16 protein-coding genes are annotated in these 23,782 nt (G+C 32.8%); 9 read left to right on the forward strand and 7 right to left on the reverse strand.

The window, feature by feature from the left end:
• The first annotated feature begins 54 nt into the window (after positions 1 to 54).
• Positions 55 to 372, forward strand: a complete 318-nt coding sequence (locus BSF42_RS13510) for a 2Fe-2S iron-sulfur cluster-binding protein (RefSeq protein WP_026982672.1) — start codon at positions 55 to 57, stop codon at positions 370 to 372.
• A gap of 40 nt (positions 373 to 412) precedes the next feature.
• Here the strand turns inward: BSF42_RS13510 and BSF42_RS13515 are convergent, their stop codons facing one another.
• The 4 genes from BSF42_RS13515 to BSF42_RS13530 form a co-directional block, all read right to left on the reverse strand.
• Positions 413 to 1,021, reverse strand: a complete 609-nt coding sequence (locus tag BSF42_RS13515; RefSeq protein WP_095953619.1) for a DUF1877 family protein — start codon at positions 1,019 to 1,021, stop codon at positions 413 to 415.
• A gap of 160 nt (positions 1,022 to 1,181) precedes the next feature.
• Positions 1,182 to 2,171: an aspartate-semialdehyde dehydrogenase gene (locus BSF42_RS13520; RefSeq protein ID WP_095953620.1), complete on the reverse strand. Its 990-nt coding sequence runs from the start codon at positions 2,169 to 2,171 to the stop codon at positions 1,182 to 1,184.
• Between the two features lie 174 nt (positions 2,172 to 2,345).
• Positions 2,346 to 2,729: a large conductance mechanosensitive channel protein MscL gene (mscL, locus tag BSF42_RS13525; RefSeq protein WP_057115857.1), complete on the reverse strand. Its 384-nt coding sequence runs from the start codon at positions 2,727 to 2,729 to the stop codon at positions 2,346 to 2,348.
• 190 nt (positions 2,730 to 2,919) lie between these two features.
• Positions 2,920 to 5,388: a bifunctional UDP-N-acetylmuramoyl-tripeptide:D-alanyl-D-alanine ligase/alanine racemase gene (locus tag BSF42_RS13530; RefSeq protein WP_095953621.1), complete on the reverse strand. Its 2,469-nt coding sequence runs from the start codon at positions 5,386 to 5,388 to the stop codon at positions 2,920 to 2,922.
• A 262-nt stretch (positions 5,389 to 5,650) separates the two neighbouring features.
• On the opposite strand from BSF42_RS13530, the gene BSF42_RS13535 reads away from it, so the two are divergent.
• Positions 5,651 to 6,256 carry a hypothetical protein gene (locus tag BSF42_RS13535; protein ID WP_253251059.1) on the forward strand — a complete coding sequence of 202 codons (606 nt, stop codon included), beginning with the start codon at positions 5,651 to 5,653 and terminating at the stop codon, positions 6,254 to 6,256.
• Here BSF42_RS13535 and BSF42_RS13540 read toward each other — a convergent pair.
• Positions 6,251 to 6,955 (reverse strand): porin family protein, encoded by a 705-nt coding sequence (locus tag BSF42_RS13540; RefSeq protein WP_095953622.1) that lies wholly within the window; start codon positions 6,953 to 6,955, stop codon positions 6,251 to 6,253. The two genes, BSF42_RS13535 and BSF42_RS13540, sit on opposite strands and share 6 nt — an antisense overlap.
• 223 nt (positions 6,956 to 7,178) lie before the next feature.
• Here BSF42_RS13540 and BSF42_RS13545 point away from each other — a divergent pair, with 223 nt between their 5' ends.
• The 4 genes from BSF42_RS13545 (at position 7,179) to BSF42_RS13560 (ending at position 13,386) form a co-directional block, all read left to right on the forward strand.
• Positions 7,179 to 7,532, forward strand: a complete 354-nt coding sequence (locus tag BSF42_RS13545) for a hypothetical protein (RefSeq protein WP_095953623.1) — start codon at positions 7,179 to 7,181, stop codon at positions 7,530 to 7,532.
• A 161-nt stretch (positions 7,533 to 7,693) separates the two neighbouring features.
• A complete protein-coding gene (locus tag BSF42_RS13550; RefSeq protein WP_095953624.1) occupies positions 7,694 to 9,901 on the forward strand; it encodes a TonB-dependent receptor in 2,208 nt (735 codons plus the stop codon).
• Between the two features lie 135 nt (positions 9,902 to 10,036).
• Complete coding sequence (locus BSF42_RS13555; protein ID WP_095953625.1) at positions 10,037 to 12,145, forward strand: prolyl oligopeptidase family protein; 2,109 nt, start codon at positions 10,037 to 10,039, stop codon at positions 12,143 to 12,145.
• Positions 12,146 to 12,390: 245 nt separating this feature from the next.
• Positions 12,391 to 13,386 (forward strand): Gfo/Idh/MocA family protein, encoded by a 996-nt coding sequence (locus BSF42_RS13560; RefSeq protein ID WP_095953626.1) that lies wholly within the window; start codon positions 12,391 to 12,393, stop codon positions 13,384 to 13,386.
• 186 nt (positions 13,387 to 13,572) lie between these two features.
• Here BSF42_RS13560 and BSF42_RS13565 read toward each other — a convergent pair whose 3' ends face one another.
• Both BSF42_RS13565 and dnaE read right to left on the reverse strand, forming a co-directional pair.
• The gene (locus tag BSF42_RS13565) at positions 13,573 to 14,502 is read right to left on the reverse strand and encodes an outer membrane beta-barrel protein (protein WP_095953627.1); all 930 of its coding nucleotides are present in this window, start codon (positions 14,500 to 14,502) and stop codon (positions 13,573 to 13,575) included.
• A 178-nt stretch (positions 14,503 to 14,680) separates the two neighbouring features.
• The gene (gene dnaE / locus BSF42_RS13570) at positions 14,681 to 19,216 is read right to left on the reverse strand and encodes a DNA polymerase III subunit alpha (RefSeq protein ID WP_095953628.1); all 4,536 of its coding nucleotides are present in this window, start codon (positions 19,214 to 19,216) and stop codon (positions 14,681 to 14,683) included.
• A 414-nt stretch (positions 19,217 to 19,630) separates the two neighbouring features.
• Here dnaE and BSF42_RS13575 point away from each other — a divergent pair, with 414 nt between their 5' ends.
• From BSF42_RS13575 to BSF42_RS13585, 3 genes are all read left to right on the forward strand, one after another.
• Positions 19,631 to 19,885: a hypothetical protein gene (locus tag BSF42_RS13575; protein ID WP_095953629.1), complete on the forward strand. Its 255-nt coding sequence runs from the start codon at positions 19,631 to 19,633 to the stop codon at positions 19,883 to 19,885.
• Between the two features lie 72 nt (positions 19,886 to 19,957).
• Positions 19,958 to 20,749, forward strand: coding sequence for a GLPGLI family protein (locus BSF42_RS13580; protein WP_095953630.1), 792 nt, complete (start codon positions 19,958 to 19,960; stop codon positions 20,747 to 20,749).
• 1 nt (position 20,750) lies between these two features.
• Positions 20,751 to 23,369: a TonB-dependent receptor gene (locus BSF42_RS13585; RefSeq protein ID WP_095953631.1), complete on the forward strand. Its 2,619-nt coding sequence runs from the start codon at positions 20,751 to 20,753 to the stop codon at positions 23,367 to 23,369.
• Positions 23,370 to 23,782: the final 413 nt, after the last annotated feature.

Here is a 23,782-nt window from a genome sequence, read left to right on the forward strand (position 1 = left end):
AATAAAGGATTTTTTCACGTTATAAAATCCTGATAAAAAATTCCAATAATCAAAATGGATGTATTAATAAAAATTAAAGATCGAGAAGGAGTTATACACGAATTACAGGCTCCGACTGATATGGCAATGAACATAATGGAGTTATGCAAAGCATACGAACTTCCTGTTGAAGGAACTTGCGGAGGAATGGCAATGTGTGCTTCCTGCCAATGTTATGTTCTTAATGATGTTGCATTACCAGAAATGGGAGATGAAGAAGAAGCTATGCTTTCGGAAGCGTTTTATGTTAAATCTAATAGTCGTTTAGGCTGTCAGATTCCAATTACTACAGAATTAGAAGGGCTGGAATTAGAACTGGCTCCGGAATATTAAAAATAAAGAAAAAGCGAGAATCTAAAAGTTCTCGCTTTTTTTATGATATTTTAACAACTACAAAAGCATTCAGCTTTTTCGATTCTTTATAAAATTTTTTAAGTTCATTAAATTCTTCTTTTAAAAATATAAACATATCAGGGTATATCAAATTATAAATAATATCTTGGATTTTATCTAAATCATAATATTTTAAAAGGTCGTCAAAATCAATTAATTCAAGAAGATCACAAATTTCACTTACTTCTTTCTCTCTAATGTATTCAAATCGAACAAATTGCGAATCATTTTCAATTTTAATTCCTGAATAAAATAATTCTGAAGTTTCTCTTTTCCTTTTATCTATTAAATATTTTTCTAAAAGATAATTAATAGTACTGTAACCTCTTGTTTTACTATAAAAAGTATAATTTTCTTTACTGCGGTTAGGATAACTATCCAAAACAATTATTGAATCTTGAATAAGCTCTTTTAGTATACTTTCAGGTGTCCCGTCTGGGTTTTCCTGAATCATTTTCAAATGCAGCTTTAGTGTTTCAGTTTCTAAAATTTTATCAAAATCTATCGCATACAATAAATTTGATTTTGCTTTATCAAGAACAAAATCCACCTTACTAGAAATTGAAAAAAGTTTTAGATCTAAGCCCATAATTTACCTTTTTTATAAAAATAAACTAAATCCCCATATCGCAGTATATTGGTAAGACATTAAAATATCAAAATAAGACATTTATAAAAATCAAAAAAACCGTAATTACATTACTGCAATTACGGTTTTCTCTTTATAACAATTTTATTTAATCTCTAGATTATACCAAACCAGCTTGAATTAAATATTCAGCGATTTGAATGGTGTTTGTTGCAGCACCTTTTCTTAAGTTATCGGCAACAATCCATAGGTTTAAAGTGTTTGGCTGGCTTTCGTCGCGACGGATTCTTCCAACAAAAACATCATTTTTACCTTCAGCATACAATGGCATTGGGTATGTAAAAGTATCTAAATTATCTTGTACCGTTACCCCGTCTGTATTGTGAAGGATTTCGCGAACTTCATTTACTTCAAAATCATTTGTAAATTCTACGTTTACTGCTTCACTGTGTCCGCCTACAACTGGCACACGAACCGCGGTTGCTGTAACTCTAATCGTGTTATCACCAAGAATTTTTTGAGTTTCGCGAACTAATTTCATTTCTTCTTTAGTGTATCCGTTTTCTTCAAAACTATCGCAATGCGGAATAGCATTTCTGTGAATTGGATATTTGTAAGCCATCTCACCTTGAATTCCAGCGTATTCGTTTTCTAATTGTTTTACCGCTTTTACACCAGTTCCTGTGATCGATTGGTAGGTAGAAACAATAATTCTTTTAATGTTGTATTTTTTATGCAAAGGAGACAAAGCCAATACCATTTGAATTGTAGAACAGTTTGGGTTTGCAATAATTTTATCTTCTTTTGTTAATATAGAAGCATTGATTTCTGGAACAACCAATTTTTTAGTCGGATCCATTCTCCATGCCGATGAATTATCGATTACAGTTGTTCCGGCAGCAGCAAATTTTGGAGCCCATTCTAATGAAGTATCTCCACCTGCAGAAAAAACAGCAATATCAGCTTTCATATCAACAGCTGTTTGTAAACCAACTACTTTATATTTAGTTCCTTTATATTCAATTTCTTTTCCTACTGATCTTTCTGAAGCAACAGGAATTAATTCTGTAACAGGAAAATTTCTTTCCGCTAAAACTTTAAGCATTACTTCGCCAACCATTCCGGTAGCTCCTACAACTGCAATTCTCATTTTTATATTTTTAAGTAATTCAATAATCAAATTTATAAGGCAAAAATAAGTATAATAAAAGTCTTGACAAGGTGATTCACAAAAAATAACAAAATGTTACAAAATAAACATTTTGTAAAAAAACCGCCTCTTTAGAAGGCGGTTAAGTTAGACTTAGTGCAGCGGTATTATATCTTATTGTTTGTTTTTCAACAAATCTCTAATTTGTGTAAGCAATTCTTCCTGTGTTGGTGCAGCAGGTTGATTTGGAGCTGGTTCTTCTTTCTTTTTAAGACTGTTTAATCCTTTTATAATCAGAAACAAAACAAAAGCAACAATTATAAAGTTAATTACTGCCGAAAGAAACAGACCATATTTAACGCCGCCAAAAGCTGTTAAATCTTCTATTTTTGACAAATGAGCTGCATCTAAAGCAGGTTTTAATACTAATGGCGTAATTACATCTTCAATAAATGAACTTACAATTTTACCAAAAGCCGCTCCAATAATTACTGCAACAGCAAGATCAACTACGTTGCCTTTCATTGCAAATGCCTTAAATTCTGAAAAAAATCCCATATTTGATTTGTTTAGATTTATACTATATGAATATCGAAAATACGCAATTTTCCTGAAAATTCCTCAATTACAACTCACTTTTAAACCATATAAGTCATAAAAGATATTATAAGTTCTGCGTAACTGATAATGTATAGTTACAAAAGAGTGCAACTAAAATGAACTTATATAACTTATATGGTTTAAAAAATTATCTAAAAAATACCCGTTTTACACGCTGTGAAATACTCGTCATGATTTCGTAAGGAATTGTTTTTAAAGCTTCTGCCATTTCGATAACTGTTGGGCTTTCGCCGAAAATAATCACAGAACCGCCTTCTTTACATTCAATTTCGCTGACATTAACCATCAGCATATCCATGCAAACACTGCCAACAATTGGAGCTTTTTGATTTTTTATCGTTACGAAACCAACCTCATTTCCCCATAATCTGGAGATTCCGTCGGCGTAGCCAATTGGTATTGTCGCAATTTTAGTTTCTTTTTCTGCCATAAAACGACGCCCGTAACCCACGCTGTCTCCTGCTGGAATAGTTCGAACCTGCGAAATAATGGATTTTAATGTCCCTACATTTTCGAGATATTTTTGTTCTAATGCATCATTGGAAACTCCATATAAACCAATTCCTAAACGTACCATATTATATTGTGCATTCGGGAAATTGCTGATTCCAGAAGTATTCAAAATATGACGAATTGGATTAATGTTTAATTCGGTCATTAATTTTGAAGACAATCTCTCAAATAAGCTGATTTGTTTCTCGACAAAATCATAATGTTTTGGATCATCGCTGGTTGCTAAATGCGACAAAATACTTTGAACCCGAACGGCGCCATTACCGCGTAATGCAGTAATTAATTCATTTATTGTATTTTCTTCAAAACCCAAACGATGCATTCCGGTATCAATTTTAATATGAATTGGAAAATCCTTTAAATTCTTTTCGCGCGCTATCTTTAAAAAGGCATTTAATCCTTTAATGGTGTAAATTTCAGGTTCTAATTGATATTGTATGATCGATGGAAAACTAGTCGATTCTGGATTTAAAACCATAATTGGCAGTTTTATACCTCCATTTTTCAATGAAATTCCTTCATCGGCGAAAGCCACACCTAAATAATCGACTTTATGATGTTCTAATAATTTAGCAATTTCCAAACCTCCATTTCCGTAACCAAAAGCTTTTACCATCACCATCATTTTGACATTCGGCGCCAGTTTTGATTTGAAATAATTAAAGTTATGGCTTATAGCGTCGAGATTAATTTCAAGAACCGTTTCGTGTGTTTTCTCTTCAAGAAGCGAAACAATTTCTTCAAAATGAAATGATCTTGCTCCTTTTACCAAAATGGTTTCATTGGCAAAATTTAAACTTTCTATCGCCTCGATAAAATCATCTTTGGTTTGAAAAACGATACTATTTGGAAACTTATCAGCAAAAGCGCTGATAGTTTCTCCAATTCCAATGACACGATTTATTTTATTTGATGCAATTAAGTCGGCAACTTTAGAATACAATTCTTCCTTTGAGAATCCGCTTTGAAAAATATCAGAAAGAATAACGGTTTTTGAAGCGTTTTTTTTCTGGCTTTCCAAGAAATCTAAAGCGATTTTAAGCGATTGAAAATCGGAACTGTAACTGTCATCAATTATACTGCAATTGTTAATTCCGTTTTTGACTTCAAGACGCATTTGAACTGGATAAAGCATTTGAATTCGGCTTTGAATCGTTGTCTGATCGTAATTAAAATGCAATAAAACCAGCAGACAAGAAATAGCATTTTCAATAGAAGCAGAATCACTAAATGGAATTTCTAAAGCAGAAACTTCATTTTGATATTGATATTGAATTGTGGTATGCTCGTTTTTACTTTCTTTTTTCAAAACAAAAACGTCGGCACTTTTATCTGTAAAACTCCATGAAAAAAGTTTTCGCGGATGAATCATATATTCGGCTGCAAATTGAGTCAGACAAGAATCTACAACTTCATTTTTTTGATAAATAATAACCGGAGAATCTTTAAATAAAAGCAATTTTTCATCAATCTTCTGCACTAAATTGACAAAGCCTTCATCGTGTGCGCTTCCAATATTGGTAAGTACGCCAATTGTAGGTTTAATGATTTTTTCGAGATTAACCATTTCGTTTACCGTAGAAATTCCAGCTTCAAAAATTCCTAGATTATGTTTTTCGTTTATAGCAATTACCGAAAGAGGAACTCCAACCTGCGAATTATAACTTTTTGGACTTCTGATAATGTTGTATTCGGGACTCAATAAAAAATTAAGCCATTCTTTAACTATAGTTTTTCCGTTGCTTCCAGTTAATCCAATTACTGGAAAATGAAAAAGATTTCGATAATATCCCGCAAAATGCTGCAATGCTTCAAGCGTATTATCTACAACCAAAAAATTAGCCTTAGCGGCATAATTTTCTGGAATGTATTGCACAACAAAGTTGTGAACTCCTTTTTCTATTAGATCGGGAATAAATAAATGAGCATCATTATTTACTCCTGCCAAAGCAAAAAATAATGTTTGAGATCCGTTTTGCAGCGAACGGCTGTCAATCGAAATATGATCGATAAAAACTGCAGCATCTGAGCCAGTCCATTTTGCATTAAGAACTGAAACTACGTTTTTTAAATTTATACTCATTTAGAAATATCTTTTTTTCAAATTTAAAAAAAGGTTTGCCATGAATTGCACTAATTTCACTAATTCTTTAGTTTAAATATTTTTGATCGAACTTAAATATTTGCCGCAGATTAAAAGATTTTTAAAGATTATAATTCATTTAAACTTTATCACGACAGCTATTGGGAACAACGAAAAAATTAAACAATATTTTGTGAAAATCTTTTAATCTGTGGCAAAAAACATTATTATATTTGTTTTATACCACAAAAAAAATAGCGTTTTGAAAAAGTTACTTCCCATTTTCTCCTACATATTACACCCGATTTTTATATCGCTTTACGCAACTTTGTTTTATTTGTTTTACAAGGAAGACCTTTTTAGTGCACAGGAAAAATATTTTGTTTTAATTCAGATTCTGGTAATCAATGTGATTGTTCCAGTGCTGTTTTATTTACTGCTGCGATCTACCGGCCATGTAAAATCAGTCATGCTGAGTCAGACTTCAGAACGAACCATTCCGTTAATTTTACAGTGCTTTTTGTATATTTTATTAGTAAAAAGAAGTATTGTTATTACACGGTATCCAGAACTTCATTTCTTTTTTCTAGGTGCTTTGTTTAGCACTATTTTGGCTTTAGTATGTACGTTGTTTAAAATAAAAGCAAGTTTACATATGGTGGCTATTTGTGGTTTTGCCATTTTTGTAATTGGTTTAAACATTCACCTTCAAATGCACAACCCGTATTGGCCGGCTCTGCTTATTTTATTATCGGGAATTGTGGCTTCATCCCGATTGGAAATGAATGCGCATACGTCTAGAGAAATATTAATTGGATTGTTTATTGGAATAATGCCGCAACTTTTATTTTTATCCTTGTGGTTATAAAATATAAAAGATCAATCCTGCATTTAAGGTCTTTAAATTGATTTTTTCGCCAGACAATGTGGTTGCCGAATTAAACAACGGATTTAAACCGTAGTATACATAAATATTCCAGGTATTGTATCCCGCTGAAAGATACGGGCCGTATTGAAATTTATTAATGTCTGGATTGTTATTGATTTTAAAAGTATTTTCTCCATCGTCTAATATTGAAGTATTGGAGAAAACATAACTAAACTTCAAACCAAGATACACACGCCAGAATTTATAACTGTCAAAAGTTGAATTACGCCATCTAAATTCTATTGGAAGATCTACAGAATATTGTCTGTAACGATTGGATACAAATTCGCTGTAGCTATTTACACCATATATAATTTGATCTGCTCCATCGCGAGAGACATTTAAATTCTGATAATAGTTTTGATAACTTAAACCTAAACCGGCAGCAATTGCAAGGGTTCTCTTTTTATTGATAGGCATATCGCGCAGAAAACCTGTTGAAAGTCCCAAAGAGAATTTATTCTGCTTGAATTGACTGGGAGCATCGGTAAACATATTATAAGTCAGCGAAAAGTAAAATTGATCCTCTCTATACAAAGAATCTATTTTGACTATTGGTTTTATTTCAGGCTTAACCTCTTCTTGTGCAAAAGAGCTAAAAAAAGTGAGTAAAAATAAGCAGCTGAAAATAATTCGCATATTCGGGATTGGTTTTAGATATATTTTTAAAATAAACGCTTTACCGCGCCTATTTATTTCATATACAAATATAACATAATGCTTTTTCTAGTACCACTACGAACTATAAATATTCTCTTTTTGTTGGAGAATAAAATTAATCGCTGCGTTTTTTTCAATAAACAGGCTTTTACAATCAAAAAATAAATCAATTTTCTTTTTATCTTTTATACCTTTGCAGTAAATGAAGAAAAAGCAGCTCATATTAAGTTTGTCTTTTGCTGTAACAATATTGTTTTCGATATTGTTTCAGTTTATACACAGCTATGAGCATATTGCAAAGCAGCTTTCAGAAAAGCAGTGCCATCATAAATACAATGATCCTAACGGCGAAATAACGCACCAGCATCATGATTACGAAGTTTGTTTTGTTTGTAATTTTGCTCTTGAATCGTTTATAGTTCCGCAGGAATTCTCTTTTCAATTTTATTATTTCAACAGCGATATTCCTTATTTCTTACCGCTGGCTGAGAAAATTTATTCTATTCCAAAATCCGCCTATTTACTGCGCGGACCTCCAACTGCTTTAGTTTCTTAAATTTTCGTATTTCGAAAAAATCCAATTTCTTTTTAATTTAAAATTCAAACAGCATTGAGTTTCCTCATCCTATTTATATAATTAGGATCAGAATGCTTTACTACACGTTTTGTTTTTCATTTAAAGAGAAAAAATCAATTTAACTATAGCATTATTTTCAAATGAAAAAATTAATAATTGCCCTAATTTTAGGGTTTTCGGGCATTCTTTCTGCTCAAAATTCGGTTTCAGGTATTGTAACCGATGCTCAAAATCAGCCGCTTCCAGGAGTTTCCGTTTATGCTCCAGAATTACATAAAGGAACTACAACAGACCAAAATGGAAAATATGAATTAAAAAATCTTCCAAACGGAAGTCTTCGTCTTGCTTTTTCTTATGTTGGTTATGCCAATCAGAACCAGACTATTGTTAAATTAGTAAAAGAAAATACGCTTGACATTATTCTTTTAGAATCTATTTTAGAAATGGATGAAGTAGTTGTTTCTACGCCTTTTAACAAATTACAATCGCAAAACGTAATGAAAATTGAGCATGAAAGTATCAAGACATTACAGCAAAAAGGAACCTCAACTTTAATTGAAGGTTTGGCGACAATTCCTGGCGTTTCTCAAATTTCGACGGGAACTTCTATAGGAAAGCCAGTAATTCGCGGACTTAGCGGTAATCGTGTTTTGGTCTATTCTCAAGGTGTTCGTATCGAAAATCAGCAGTTTGGAGACGAGCATGGTTTAGGTTTAAATGATGCCGGAATAGAAAGTGTTGAAGTGATAAAAGGACCAGCTTCTTTATTATATGGATCTGATGCTTTGGGTGGTGTTTTGTATTTCAACCCTGAAAAGTTTGCTGATGCTGGAGATTTTAAAGCTAATTTCAGTCAAAAATATTTTACTAATACACAAGGAAGTAATTCTACAATCGGCTTAAAAACTTCTACAGATAATTGGAAATTTTTAGCTCGCGGAAGTTACAACACGCATTCCGACTATAAAATTGCCGATGGCGACCGCGTAACCAATTCGCGTTATAATGAAACAGATTTTAAAACGGGAATTGGATATAGTAATTCGACTTTCTCAAGTGTTTTAAGGTATAATTACAACAAATTGGATATCGGAATTCCAGAAGATGGAATTGCGGAACAGTCTTCTAGCAAAGACACTCAATTTCCGAGACAGGGAATTTTCAATCATTTATTGAGTTTGAACAACGTTATCTTTTTTGAAAACTCAAAATTAGATGTTGATTTAGGTTATATCGCTAATGACAGAAGCGAATTTGAAGATAGTAACGAAGCTTCTCTTCATATGAAATTGAATACTTTTAATTATAATGCAAAATATCATCTGCCTAAATTCGGAAAAATTGAAACTATTTTCGGTGTTCAGGGAATGCATCAAACGAACAAAAATTCTGGTGAAGAATATTTAATTCCAGATGCGACAACCAATGATTTTGGTGTTTTTGGAACTGCCAATTACGAATGGGACAACAGCGTTATTCAGGCTGGTTTACGTTTTGATAACCGAAATGTAACTTCAATCGCACATGGAACTGAAGGTGAAGAAGGTTATTTTCAAGCTTTAGATAAATCTTTTGACAGCTTTAATGCTTCTTTGGGTTATAAAACCAAACTGGCTGAACCTTTAACGCTTCGCTTAAATGTAGCAACTGGATTTAGAGCGCCAAACTTGGCAGAATTGACTTCAAACGGTGTTCACGAAGGTACAAACCGATACGAAATTGGAAATGCTGATTTAAAAACAGAACAAAACGTTCAAACAGATTTAAATTTAGAATATAAAAACACGCACTTTGAATTTTTCGTTAACGGATTTTACAATCACGTAAACAATTATATCTACACTTCGCCAACTGGAGAGGTTCTAGACGATAATAATGTTTTTGCTTATGTTCAGGATAATGCTCAATTGTATGGAGGAGAGATTGGTCTGCACTTTCACCCTCATCCATTAGACTGGTTGCATTTTGAAACTAGTTTTGAAACAGTTACTGGTAAAAAAGATAATGATGATTATTTGCCTTTGATTCCTGCCAACAATTGGAACAACACGCTTAGAACTGAATTTGATATCAAAAATTTCTTAAGTGAAGGTTTTGCTTCTTTGAATGTTTCATCAACTTTCAGCCAAGATAATGTAAGCGGATTTGAAACGGCTTCTAAAGGGTATACTTTGGTAAATTTAGGTTTTGGCGGTACCGTGAAATTAGGAAAAACTGCATTTGACATTAACTTGAATGGAAATAATTTATTTGATAAAAAGTACATTGCCCACCTTTCAAGATTAAAAACAGATGGAATTCCAAACATTGGCCGAAACATTGTTTTGGGAGTTAATTTTAATTTATAATTTTTCCTTAAACCATATAAGTTATATAAGTAGATTTTAGTTTAAGCCTTTTTATATTTACTTACATAACTTATATGGTTTAAATTATTTTCACACAAAAAGTGCTATTTTTGTTACAACAGATAAAAACTAACTATGAAAAAAACTTTTTTATTAATGGCAATCACAACTGCAGGGCTTTCATTTGCACAAAATAAAATTAAATATCCTGAAACTAAAAAAGGAGAAACTGTTGATGTCTATTTTGATGCAAAAGTAAGCGATCCTTACCGCTGGCTTGAAGACGACAAATCTGCTGAAACCGGAGCTTGGGTAAAAGCTGAAAATGAAGTAACGTATGGTTATTTAGATAAAATTCCGTTTCGTGAAGAACTAAAAAAACGAATGGAAAAACTTTGGAACTATGAAAAAATTGGAGCTCCATTTACAGAAGGAAAATTCACTTATTTTTCTAAAAATAATGGTTTGCAAAATCAATCTGTTATTTATAGAAAAGGAAAAGATGGCAAGGATGAAATATTCTTAGATCCGAATACTTTTTCTAAAGACGGAACAACTTCTCTTGGCGGGTTGAATTTTTCTAAAGACGGAAATAAAGTGGCTTATTCTATTTCAGAAGGCGGAAGCGACTGGAGAAAAGTTATCATTATTGATGCCGTTTCTAAAAAAGTATTGGAAGATACTTTGGTAGACATAAAATTCAGCGGTGTTTCATGGCTCGGAAATGAAGGTTTTTATTATTCTAGTTATGATAAACCAAAAGGAAGCGAATTATCTGCAAAAACAGATCAGCACAAATTGTATTTTCACAAACTTGGAACCTCTCAAAAAGAAGATAAAGTAGTTTTTGGAGCAGATCAAAAAAGAAGATATGTTGGTGGTTATGTTACAGAAGACAATCATTATTTAATCATTACAGCTGCTAATTCTACTTACGGAAACGAATTGTATATCAAAGATCTGACTAAACCAAACAGTCCGATTGTTACGATTGTAGATAATTTCAATAGTTCTAATTCAATTATTGAAAATGAAGGAAGTAAATTATTTATAGAAACGGACTTGAATGCGCCTAATGTACGTGTGGTTTCTGTAGATGCAAGTAATCCAAAAGTAGAAAACTGGAAGGATTTTATTAAAGAAACAGAAAATGTTTTAGCACCTTCAACTGGAGCGGGATACTTTTTTGCCAATTATACAAAAGATGCCGTTTCATTTGTACTGCAATATGATTACAGTGGAAAGTTAGTTCGTGAGATCAAACTTCCTGCTGTGGGAAGTGCTGGAGGATTTGGAGGTAAAAAAGAAGAAAAAATCTTGTACTACAGTTTTACAAATTATACAACTCCCGGAAGTATTTATTCTTTTGAACCAAAATCTGGCAAATCTGAAGTATATCAAAAACCAAAAGTTGATTTCAAAAGTGAAGATTACGAATCTAAACAAGTTTTTTACACATCAAAAGACGGTACAAAAGTTCCAATGATTATTACGTATAAAAAAGGGACAAAATTAGACGGTAAAAATCCAACTATTCTTTACGGTTACGGCGGATTCAATATTAGTTTAACTCCAAGTTTCAGTATTGCAAATGCAGTTTGGATGGAAAACGGAGGAGTTTATGCAGTGGCTAATTTAAGAGGCGGCGGTGAGTACGGAAAAAAATGGCATGATGCAGGAACGAAATTGCAAAAACAAAATGTGTTTGATGATTTTATTGCTGCAGCAGAATATTTAATTGCTCAAAAATATACTTCTTCAGATTATTTAGCTATTCGCGGAGGATCTAACGGAGGTTTATTAGTTGGTGCAACAATGACGCAGCGTCCTGATTTAATGAAAGTTGCTTTGCCAGCTGTTGGAGTTATGGATATGCTTCGTTACAATGCTTTTACAGCAGGTGCAGGATGGGCTTTTGATTACGGAACTGCTCAAGATAATAAAGAAATGTTTGAATATTTAAAAGGATATTCTCCTGTTCATAACGTTAAAAAAGGAACGCACTATCCAGCTACAATGGTAACTACTGGAGATCATGATGATCGTGTAGTTCCAGCACACAGTTTTAAATTTGCTTCTGAATTACAAGAAAAGCAAACAGGAGACAATCCAGTATTAATTAGAATTGATGTTAAGGCGGGACACGGCGCAGGAAAATCTGTTGCTGCTACTATTCAAGAGAATGTAGATATCCAGGCTTTTACACTTTACAATATGGGATTTAAAGCTTTACCTAAAAAATAAAACTTTCAAACTCAATTTTTTATTAGCCACGAATTCACGAATTATTTTTGTGAATATCGTGGCTTTATTTTTTTGTTTCACGCAGATTCTGCAGATTTAGGCAGATTTAAGCGGATTTAATCTAAAAAATCTGCATTCATCTGCTCAAATCATTTTAAATCTGCATGAAATAAATTCATGAATTCGCGGCTAACTTTTTTAAATAAACCATTTACACTAAATTTGAGAAACTAAAAAACCAAACGATGAAAATTATAAAATGGGGAATTATAGGCTGTGGTAATGTAACCGAAGTAAAAAGCGGACCCGCTTTTCAGAAAGCACCAAATTCTGCTTTAGTTGCCGTGATGCGAAGAGATGCTGCCCTTGCAGAAGATTATGCCAAACGCCATAACGTACCAAAATGGTATTCAAATGCTGCAGATTTAATCAATGATCCAGAAGTTGATGCGGTTTATATTGCTACTCCTCCATCTTCTCATAAAGAATATACGATTTTATGCGCCAAAGCAGGAAAACCTGTTTATGTTGAAAAACCAATGGCATTGACTTTTGAAGAATGTAATGAAATGATCAGCGTCTGCAAAGAACATAATGTTCCTTTGTTTGTTGCTTACTACAGAAGGGCTTTACCACGTTTTTTAAAAATAAAAGAAATAATTGACCAAGGAAAATTAGGAACTATAAGACATGTAGACAGTGTTTTATATCATCCTTTTGAATCTCGTTACGATGATGAAATCAATTTGCCTTGGACAGTACTGCCTCACATTTCAGGCGGGGGAATTTTTGTTGATTTAGCTTGCCACACTCTAGATTTTCTGGATTTTGTTTTAGGTCCGATAAAATCTGTTCGTGGTCATGCCACTTCCCAATTACAAGCTTATCCTGCTGAAGATGCGGTTTCGATGTCCTTTTTATTTGAAAATGGAATCCACGGATCTGGTTTATGGAATTTCGCCAGTTTTGAACGTTATGATAATACAGATATTGTGGGTGATAAAGGTAAAATCTCTTTTTCCACATTCGGAAATGATCCCATTCATATTCAATATGCAGATGGCGAAAAAGAAAGTATTACTATAGAAAATCCATTACACATTCAGCAGCCGTTTGTGGAAACGGTAATGGCGGAGCTTTTAGGTAAAGAGGGCGCTTCTGCTTCTAAAGGAACTTCTGGAGCAAGAACTACTTGGGTTATTGATGAAGTTTTGAAGGAGTTTAGAGGGGCTTCAAAATAATATTATTTGACAATTTTGTCATCCTGAAGAAGGAAGGATCACACTAGAAGCTCGACAAAGATTGACGACTTTGATTATGGAGTTTTATGTGTGATCCTTCCTTCGCCAGGATGACAAGAAGCTTAAAAAAAAGAGGATATTCTTAACGAATATCCTCTTTTTTTTTAAACTATAAAAAGTTATATATTAAAGGCTGTATTTTAGACCTAAAGTCAAACCTAAACCAGAGATTCCAACATAAGAACTTAATTCGTCCATTGGTTTTGTTGCATCAACACCATTTGGGTTTGTTGTAGCATTATTTGAATTCACATTCAAACCATCTCTATAATTAGTATGAATTTGAGCTGTAGTTCTGGTTGCTAATGCATCATTGCCATTAACTGTAAATTCAGTTGTTTCTTTTGTTTTACCATGCACAGTAAAGTTTCTGTATTCTAATTCGGCGAAAGCAGAAATATGCTTACCTAATTTATATGAGGTACCTAAGCCTGCAGTGAATCCTAAAGTTGGATTTGGTTTTACTTTATCTACACTATGAACTTGTCCAAAAACTGGTGCACCAGTACTTGGATTTACTCCAACTGGAGCAACGGCATCTGTTGTAATTTCTAAATCTCCATGAACAGGAACTAAAACTCCAACTTTAGTGTAAGGCTCAAAACCGTGAGATTCTCCTAAAAACATAACGATTGCAGGTGCTAAATCAAATGCGGTAATTTGTCCTACTGATTTAAAATTATAAGTTCCAGATGCGGGAATATACGGAACATCAGAAATCGTTTCAGCCATAGTTTTATCATGACTAGTATAATAATTAATTCCTAATTCTACTCCTAAACGTACAGAAAAACGGTAACCCGCAGTAATTCCAGTTCTAAAACCTTGACCAAATGAACCAGTAACACTTTCTTCAGAAACCAATTGGCCTCCTACATAAGTTTTACGCAATGCATCTTTCCCTCCAACAGTCGGAAATTCTGTTGAAGCTGTTTGGTTAAAATAAGATCCACCCAATTTAAAGTACCAGCTTTCTGGCTTATCTGCTTTTTCTGTTTGCGCCATTGTGGCCATAGAGCAAACTAATAGTCCTAATAAAAATAGGTTCTTTTTCATAATTCTTATTTAATTAATTTATACAAATTTAGAATATTTTAACATATTCTTACATTCTGTAAAGTTAGACTTAGAACGAAATCGTTGTAATTTTGGGCAATATTACTAAAAATCTATTATGCATGCATATTTTTAACATTAAAATTTTACATACTCTTAAATTTTAACTGTTAAATTTTTAGTTCAATTTAAAATTAATCTGCATTTTTTCTAATTCCTGCAATAATTCGGTTGAAATCCTCACTTTTAAGCGACGGCTCGGCATGCTTAATTTGGTAACTACCTTTATTTCTTCAACCTCATTTACCTCTTGTACTTTTGTACTTTCTAGTACTGCATCTTCATTCTCATTTTCATCTTCAAAAACAGCGTCATCAACTTCAAAATCAGTTGGTGTTTCTACCTCAACCAAGCGTTTTATATTTTCTAATTCCATGATTTCAAAAGTCACAGAATTATCTCCTTTATATTCGTTAAATAAATGACTCAGCTTATGAATAAATTCTGCCTGAAGATCTTTAATATTCAATAACAAAATTAGTTTTTTAGCGAAAGCTTCTAAAATATCCTGCAGTTGTCGTATCTCTACAAACTGCATTCTCGGATCAGATTTTTTACCTGTATCATGATTTACCCATCCATCTTTAATTAAGATTTTCAGGAATGCAAAATTATTCTGAATCAAGAAATGGCGGAATTTAAGGTATTCTTCACCAAAAATCTTAAATTCAAAACTTTCATCATATCCTTCCAGATTAAATACTGCCCAGCCTTTTCCGTTTTTGGCTACACGATGCTGTACGTTATTAATAATTCCAGCGAAGTTTAGATTTTTACCTACATATTCATTCATACTTTTTAATGATTCCAATCGGGCATTACAGAAGTATTTCATCTCAAATCTAAAATCATCCAGAGGATGTCCAGAAATATAAATCCCGACAACTTCTTTTTCTTTCGCTAGTTTTTCCATTGTACTCCAGTCTTCACAAGGAGGCACAACTGGCTCTGCAATTTGTACTTCACTAGTTTCTCCAAATAAACTTACCTGAGAGGAGTTTTCATTTTCCTGAAACTTCGATCCGTAACGCATCGCTTTTTCATAAAACGTTATTCCGTCTCCATCATCGTGGAAATATTGCGCTCTTGTAGTTCCTTCAAATGAATCGAAACCACCCGCAAGTGCTAAGTTTTCTATCGCTTTTTTATTGGCCGCACGTAAGTCAATTCGCTTTGCTAAGTCAAAAATAGATTTATATCTGCCGTCTTTTCTATTTTCTACAATAGTTTCTACGGCTCCAGAACCAACTCCTTTAATCGCTCCCATTCCGAAACGAACGGCATAATCATCGTTTACAGTAAATTTATAGTACGATTCGTTTACGTCTGGTCCCAAAACTTGCAATCCCATACGTTTACATTCTTCCATGAAAAATGATACCTGTTTAATATCATTCATATTATTCGAAAGAACCGCCGCCATATATTCGGCAGGATAATGTGCTTTAAGATATGCTGTTTGATAAGCAATCCAGGCATAACAAGTAGAGTGCGATTTGTTGAAGGCATAACTCGCAAAGGCCTCCCAGTCTTTCCAGATTTTCTCCAGTACTTTTGCGTCGTGGCCTTTTGCTGAAGCCTGTTCCACAAACTTAGGCTTCATTTTATCTAGTACATCTTTTTGCTTCTTACCCATCGCTTTACGCAAAACGTCGGCCTCACCCTTAGTAAATCCTGCCAAAGACTGAGACAAAAGCATTACCTGCTCTTGGTAAACTGTAATTCCATAGGTTTCCGATAAATATTCCGCACAGGCATCTAAATCGTATTTGATTTCTTCGTCACCATTTTTTCTTCGAACGAAAGAAGGAATATACTCCAAAGGTCCTGGACGATAAAGTGCATTCATGGCAATTAAATCTCCAAAAACCGTCGGTTTCAGATCTTTCATGTATTTCTGCATTCCAGGCGACTCATATTGGAAGATCCCAACGGTTTCACCTCTTTGGAAAAGCGCGTACGTTTCTTCATCATCAATTGGAAAAGTATCTGGATCCAAATCAATATTGGTTCTGTATTTTACCAGTTTTACGGTATCTTTTATCAGCGTAAGGGTCTTCAGACCCAAGAAGTCCATTTTAAGCAGTCCGGCACTTTCTGCAACCGAGTTGTCAAACTGCGTTACATATAAATCAGAGTCTTTTGCGGTAGTTACAGGAACATAATTCGTAATATCCGACGGCGTAATGATAACCCCGCAGGCGTGAATTCCAGTGTTACGCATTGATCCCTCAAGGATTTTTGCCTGCTGAATGGTTTCTCCTGCCAAATCATCTTCATTGGCAATCGCGATTAATTCTTTTACATTTTCAAATTCGTCAGAACGAAGGGCTTTTTTGACCTCTTCTTCACTCTCCGAAATAAAACGCGCCAGATTCCATTTTGACGGCATCATTCCTGGAATCAACTTTGCAATTCTATCTGCTTCAAATAATGGTAAATCCAGTACACGCGCCGTATCACGAATCGCCGATTTAGTTGCCATTTTACCATAAGTGATGATCTGTGCCACCTGTTTTTGACCGTATTTATTGATTACATAATCCATTACACGACCACGACCCTCATCATCAAAGTCGATATCAATATCGGGCATGGATACACGGTCAGGATTTAGGAAACGCTCAAAAAGTAAATCATATTTAATCGGGTCAATATTGGTAATTCCAAGGCAATACGCAACGGCAGAACCCGCTGCAGATCCACGGCCAGGACCTACCGATACATCCATTTTTCTTGCCTCGGCAATGAAATCCTGTACAATCAAAAAGTAACCCGGATATCCAGAGTTTGAAATCGTTAACAATTCAAAATCCAAACGTTCCTGAATCGATTCTGTAATTTCGCCATATCTTCTTTTTGCACCTTCCATAGTAAGATGGCGCAAATATTTATTTTCACCTCTAACACCTCCGTCAGCTTCATCTTCAGCAACAAAAAATTCTTCGGGAATATCAAATTTAGGAAGCAATACATCACGATAAAGCGAATATCCTTCCACTTTATCAATAACTTCCTGAATGTTGATAATGGCTTCTGGAAGATCGGCAAAGAGTTTTTTCATCTCTTCTTCCGACTTGAAATAATATTCCTGATTTGGAAGTCCGTAACGATAACCGCGCCCGCGTCCAATAGGTGTTGCCTGCTTTTCACCGTCTTTTACACAAAGTAAAATATCGTGCGCATTGGCATCTTCTTTCTTTAAATAATACGTATTATTCGTGGCAATTAATTTGACACTATGTTTTTGTGAAAACTCAATCAGGGTTTTGTTTACACGATTTTCATCTTCCTGATTGTGGCGCATTACTTCTAAATAGAAATCTTCGCCAAATTGTTCTTTCCACCAAATCAAAGCTTCTTCGGCTTGGTTTTCACCGATGTTCAGAATTTTACTCGGAATCTCTCCGTATAAATTCCCAGACAAAACCATTATATCTCCTTTGTATTTTTCGACAATATTTTTGTCAATCCTCGGAACATAATAAAATCCTTCGGTGTAAGCAATCGAAGCCATTTTAGCCAGATTATGATAACCTGCTTTGTTTTTAGCCATTAAAACAACCTGATATCCGTTGTCTTTTTTGCTTTTATCCAAATGGTTTTCACAAATATTAAATTCGCAGCCTACAATAGGTTTTACTTCAGTTTCTGTTGGTTCTTCTCCAGCTTCAACCAAAGCTTTGTTTTTTCCAGATGCCGCTTTATTGTGATTCATAACGGCACTCACAAAGTGAAAAGCCCCCATCATGTTTCCAGTATCGGTCATTGCCACAGCCGGCATTCCGTTTTTGGCCGCTGCTGCGACAATATTTCCAATTCCAATAGTAGATTGCAGAACCGAAAACTGCGTATGATTGTGCAAATGCGCAAATTTAGCTGCTTTAAAATCTGCTTTATCAGATTCTGAAACTACAGTCTGCTGATCATCTGATTGTAAAGCTTTAAGCTGTTCTCTGATTTTATCAGAAGCCGCTTTTAAATTGATATGCTTTAATCCGATTAATGGAAATTCCTGTGGATTTCTATCTTGAAATTCTTTAAAATATTCCTTCGGAACGTCTAGTTCTTCTTTTGTAAAAACTTCTCTTCTAACCAATTCTAAGAAACAACGCGTAGTTGCCTCAACGTCGGCAGTTGCGTTGTGCGCTTCCGCGAAAGGTTTATCGAAAAGATAGCTATGTAATTCTGTTAACGTTGGAAGTTTAAATCTTCCTCCACGACCTCCAGGAAGTTGCAATAATGAAGCCGTAACTTCGGTACAAGTATCTAAAACTGGCATTGAACTCATTTGAGATTCCACTCCCATTCTATGAAACTCAGCTCCCATAATATTAACGTCGAATCCTAAATTCTGACCAACGATAAATTTGGTTTTGCTTAAAACTATGTTGAATTTCTCCAGAACTTCGGCCAGCGAAATTCCATCGGCTTCGGCCAATTCAGTTGAGATTCCGTGAATACGTTCGGCATCATACGGAATATTAAATCCGTCTGGTTTTACTAAATAATCCTGATGCTCGATAAGCTGTCCCATTTCGTCATGGAGCTGCCATGCGATCTGAATACAGCGAGGCCAGTTATCAGAATCAGTTATTGGGGCATCCCAGCGTTTTGGTAATCCGGTTGTTTCGGTATCGAATATTAAATACATAGAGTTAAATAACAAAAATTAAAGCTCCAAATTCCAATTTTTTCAATGTAAACATTTGATTAAATGGAGGATAAAAAAATGTTTTATAGAAAATGGAGGAGGTTCAAATTTACGCTTTTTTTGGAGATAGAAAATGGATAAATCAAGTATTATTATATTATTATATCATTATTTCCAAAGGGAATACCTGTTAAATTTTTATTAAAATAAATAATGTCTTTTTAATTTTCTTTTTTACATTTATAAAGGCTATCTATTCAAAAGTAAATTAAAGGTTCAAACAAGTAATAAAAGGAACAAAAAAACTTGTTAATTTTATGTTAAAAAACTTTAAGTAAGATTTTTTTTAGATTTCTTTACTACGCTTTATGCTGTATAGAAAATATCTAATAAATAATCATTAAAACCAAAATTATGAAAAAATTAATTATGTTATCAGTACTAGGATTTATGGCTACAGGAATGTACGCAAGTAATAATATAGAAAAAGCTAATAAAATTAACCTAGTAGAAAAAAAAGAAGTTAAGCAAGAACTAAATACACAATTAACAGCAGTTTTTATGATTAAAATAACAGTGAATTGCGAAGATGGATCTTCCTATACTTTGTCATGTGATAGTTGTTCATCTCAACAATTAGCTAATGCAGCATGGGCTCTTTGTAACTAAAACTATTCTAATAAACTTGAAACTAAAAGTTTGTTAACAAATTAAAAAAAACAGCATAAAGCTTTCTAAAAAATGAAAAAAATATTATTCTTTCTAGCTCTTCTAAATTTTTTAACAAGTACCTCTCAAAATAAAGGAATCGTTTATTATGGTCACATTGAAAGTCCAGGAAAAGGCGGCCCTGTAGGGTTAGATTTTAATTCCTACCTAGTGTTTGATAAAAGCCAATCTTATTACGTAACAGCCAAAGATTCTTTAGAAAATGAAACAAACATTGAAAACCAAAAAATTAAAAAAATAGATGGTCAAATAACAGAAATCTATCTTGGAAAACATACACTTGAACAAGGAAAACAAGTTTATTACAATCGAGAAAAAGACAGCATTTGGTGGAATAAAAAATACCAGAGACCAGTTTACGGAGTTGAAAAAAGGACTGAAATTCCTTGGAAACTAATTAATGAATCAAAAAAAATTGGTAATTTACTTTGTAAAAAAGCAACCGGAACATTCAGAGGAAGAGAATATACGGCTTGGTATTCAACAGAAATTCCGCTTCCCTATGGGCCATGGAAACTTCAAGGTTTGCCTGGACTAATTTTAGAAGCATATGATACAAATAAAGAATTATACATCTATTTTAAATCTGTGGAATATCCAGTGAAAAAAAATATTGGCTTGCATCCACTTACTAAAACTAAAGACGATAAAGACTTAAAATGGATATCACTAAATGAATATAATGAATTATTGAAGGCAACTGTTGAAAAAGGCAAAACAAAAGCCATACTTATGGCAAAGGAATATGGCGTAAATGTACAATCTGGAGAAATGAAAGATATTAGTATAGAGATATTTGATTAAAATGCATAAAACTTTATTTTTTTTAATTTTTCCCGTTTACCTTTTTTCACAAGAAATAAAAATATCAGGTACGATCAAAAACATTCAAAAAAAAGGTATCGAAAGTACTTCTGTTGTTGTTTTTGACGAAGCTAATAAGACGTTGGCATATACATACAGCCATGAAAATGGAAATTATAGCTTGACATTTGAAAAACCAGCAGATTCTAAAATTAATATTTCTGTTTCCAGCTTAGGATATAAAAAAAAAGAAGTTAAATTGGATTTAGAATTACAAACTAACCTCTTACAGTATTTTATTCTAGAAGAACAAACAGAATCACTAAATGAAGTAGTAATTGAAACCAATCAAAAAATAAAAATTGACAGAGATACCACGACTATAAAAGTGGCTTCTTTTTTAAATCAGACCGAACAGACTGTTGAAGACATTTTAAAAAAACTGCCCGGAATTGAAGTACAAAAAGACGGTTCAATAAAAGCACATGGAAAACCTATTGACAAACTACTTGTTGAAGGTGAAGATTTATTGGACAATAATTATAAGCTTCTTTCAAAAAACCTTGATGCCAAAGTAGTTGATGCGGTTCAAATTATTGATGCTTTTGAGGATAATCCGATTTTGAAAAAAATGAATAATTCAGAGAAGGTTGCGCTAAATTTAAAATTAAAAAAAGATAAACAAGATGTATGGTTTGGTAATATAACTGCCGGTGCCGGAGTAGTATCTGAAAACAGATGGAAAGAGGGCATAAATCTGGGGCTTCTGAAAAAGAAGCTCAAACTTTTTTACTTAGCTGATTATAATAATACGGGCGAAAAAGCTTCTTCTTTAATTAAGGAGGCAACTATAAGCACAGACTTTTTTGGCGAAGACCGAATTGAAAAAGCAACTAAGAAGCAATACAATATTAATAGTAACGAGAACAGCACTTTCAGTAAATCACAGAGTATTTTTAATAAGGCATTTTTCAATTCTTTAAGTTTTACTTCAAAAATAAAACCATCGTTTACTATTAGAGGCGTTGGATATTTTACAAATGATAATCAGATACAAAATTCATTTTCGGAAACCATTTATAACATAAATGAAAACCCAATAATAAATACAGAAGCCAATAATTACAACGGAAAAAAAACACTTTCTTCTGGCGAAATTGAATTAAAATATTTAGGCAATGAGGATAATTACCTAACGAATTTATTCATTTATAAAAACAATCCAAACAATATTAACTCTTATTTATTATTTAATAATTCCAGGATTAATCAGGATTCTAAAATCAATAATCAGACTTTTTACAATCATTTTAATCATAGTTATAGTGTAACAAATCGCACGATTTTGAACAATTATATTTATTTTGGAAATGATGATCTAAATGAAAAAAATAATTTAAAATCTCCATTTTTAAATGCCTTTTTACAAGCAAATCCTGATGCACAAATACAGCAAAACAGCTTTAATAAAAATCAATATTACGGTATTAAAACCAAATTGATTACAAGATACAGCAAACTTGAATATATTTTAGCGTTGCAATTAGAAAACAGCAAAGAGTCTATCAATTCTGATTTTTTAATTGATGAAACTCCTCAAGCAATGTATGAAGGAAACACTTCTTTAAAACAAATTCTCTTTTCATTAGAAAACGGAATTCGCTATAATTTCAATTCAAAAATAGATTTTACAGCTAATTTAAGTTACGTTCAAAACAGCTTTAAGCGAAATGATTTTAAGGAAAATTATTCTGTATTGAACCCCACTTTATCCTTTAATTTAAAGAAAACCCGTCTTGGAAATTTCAGGATCGCTTATTCAGAAAATAATTCCTTTCCCGAAATTAATTACCTTACAACCAATTTTCAATTATCTGATTACAAAACATTTGTAAAAGGAAGTAATGTAATAGATTTTCTGAAAAATAAAACAGCATCATTAACTTACTCCTTATTTAATGATGAAAAAAGATTTTCTATTAATGCCAATTTATACTACGTAAACTCAAAAAAAATAGTAAATACGGATGATCTGATTACGGAGAATTTTAGTTTCAATAATTATATTATAACTACAGGCGGAGAAAGCTATAACGGTACTTTTAACATCATCAATTATTTCCGAAAATTAAAATGGGCAACAAAATTAGAAACACGACAAAATTGGAGCAACAATCCAACCAAAGTAAACAGTCAGGAATTTTCAAATTTAAAAAATTATAATAGTCAATATACTTTTTCGGCAACCACTTATTATAACATTCCTGTCAATTTTGATTTTGGCTTTAACTATAACTATTATCAAACTAATTTTAACAGTGCTATAACGACAAATGAAACTAAAGATGCTTTCATCAATTGCAATTATAAAATTTCAAAAACCTGGCTGGCTGAATTTAATAGTACTTTTTATGAAATGAATTCAAAAAATTATACTTTCATTAATCTTATAGTTAATTGTACTCCTCTAAAAAGCAGATTCTCTTATAGATTGTTATTTAATAATATTTCAAATCAAAATGAATTTACACTGGTAACATTAGACAATTATACTTCTTACAAATCAACTATAAAACTTGTTCCAAGGTATTTATTAGCAACAGTAAAGTATCGATTTTAAAACTTCTTTTTTCTTTTCTTTCATAAAATTTCATAAAAATACACCTCTTGGATGTCGTAGTATTTGGACCTTTTATTGAATCTAAATAACGTCTAAAAATCTCTTTTAAAAGCATTCAAAAATCAAAAAAGCAATCTTTTTGCAAAGAATCGAAAACTAATAATTATTACTATTTTTACCCAATTTGTTACATTTTTTCAAATAAAACCTTGTATTTTATAGTGATTTTACGATAAATTTGCAAACTATTAAAACAAAAAACAATCAAGGGAAATTAAAGCCGAAAAAGAAAAACTAAATCAGTTTCTTTATCATTTTTCTGTCAAAATTGAAGATGCAAAAGCCTATTGGCAATTTGTATTTTAGTTTGGGTATCGTATATAATGAAATATTGAAATTGACGCTTTTCTATC

Source organism: Flavobacterium sp. ACN6 (genome assembly GCF_002304005.1).
Lineage (GTDB): Bacteria > Bacteroidota > Bacteroidia > Flavobacteriales > Flavobacteriaceae > Flavobacterium.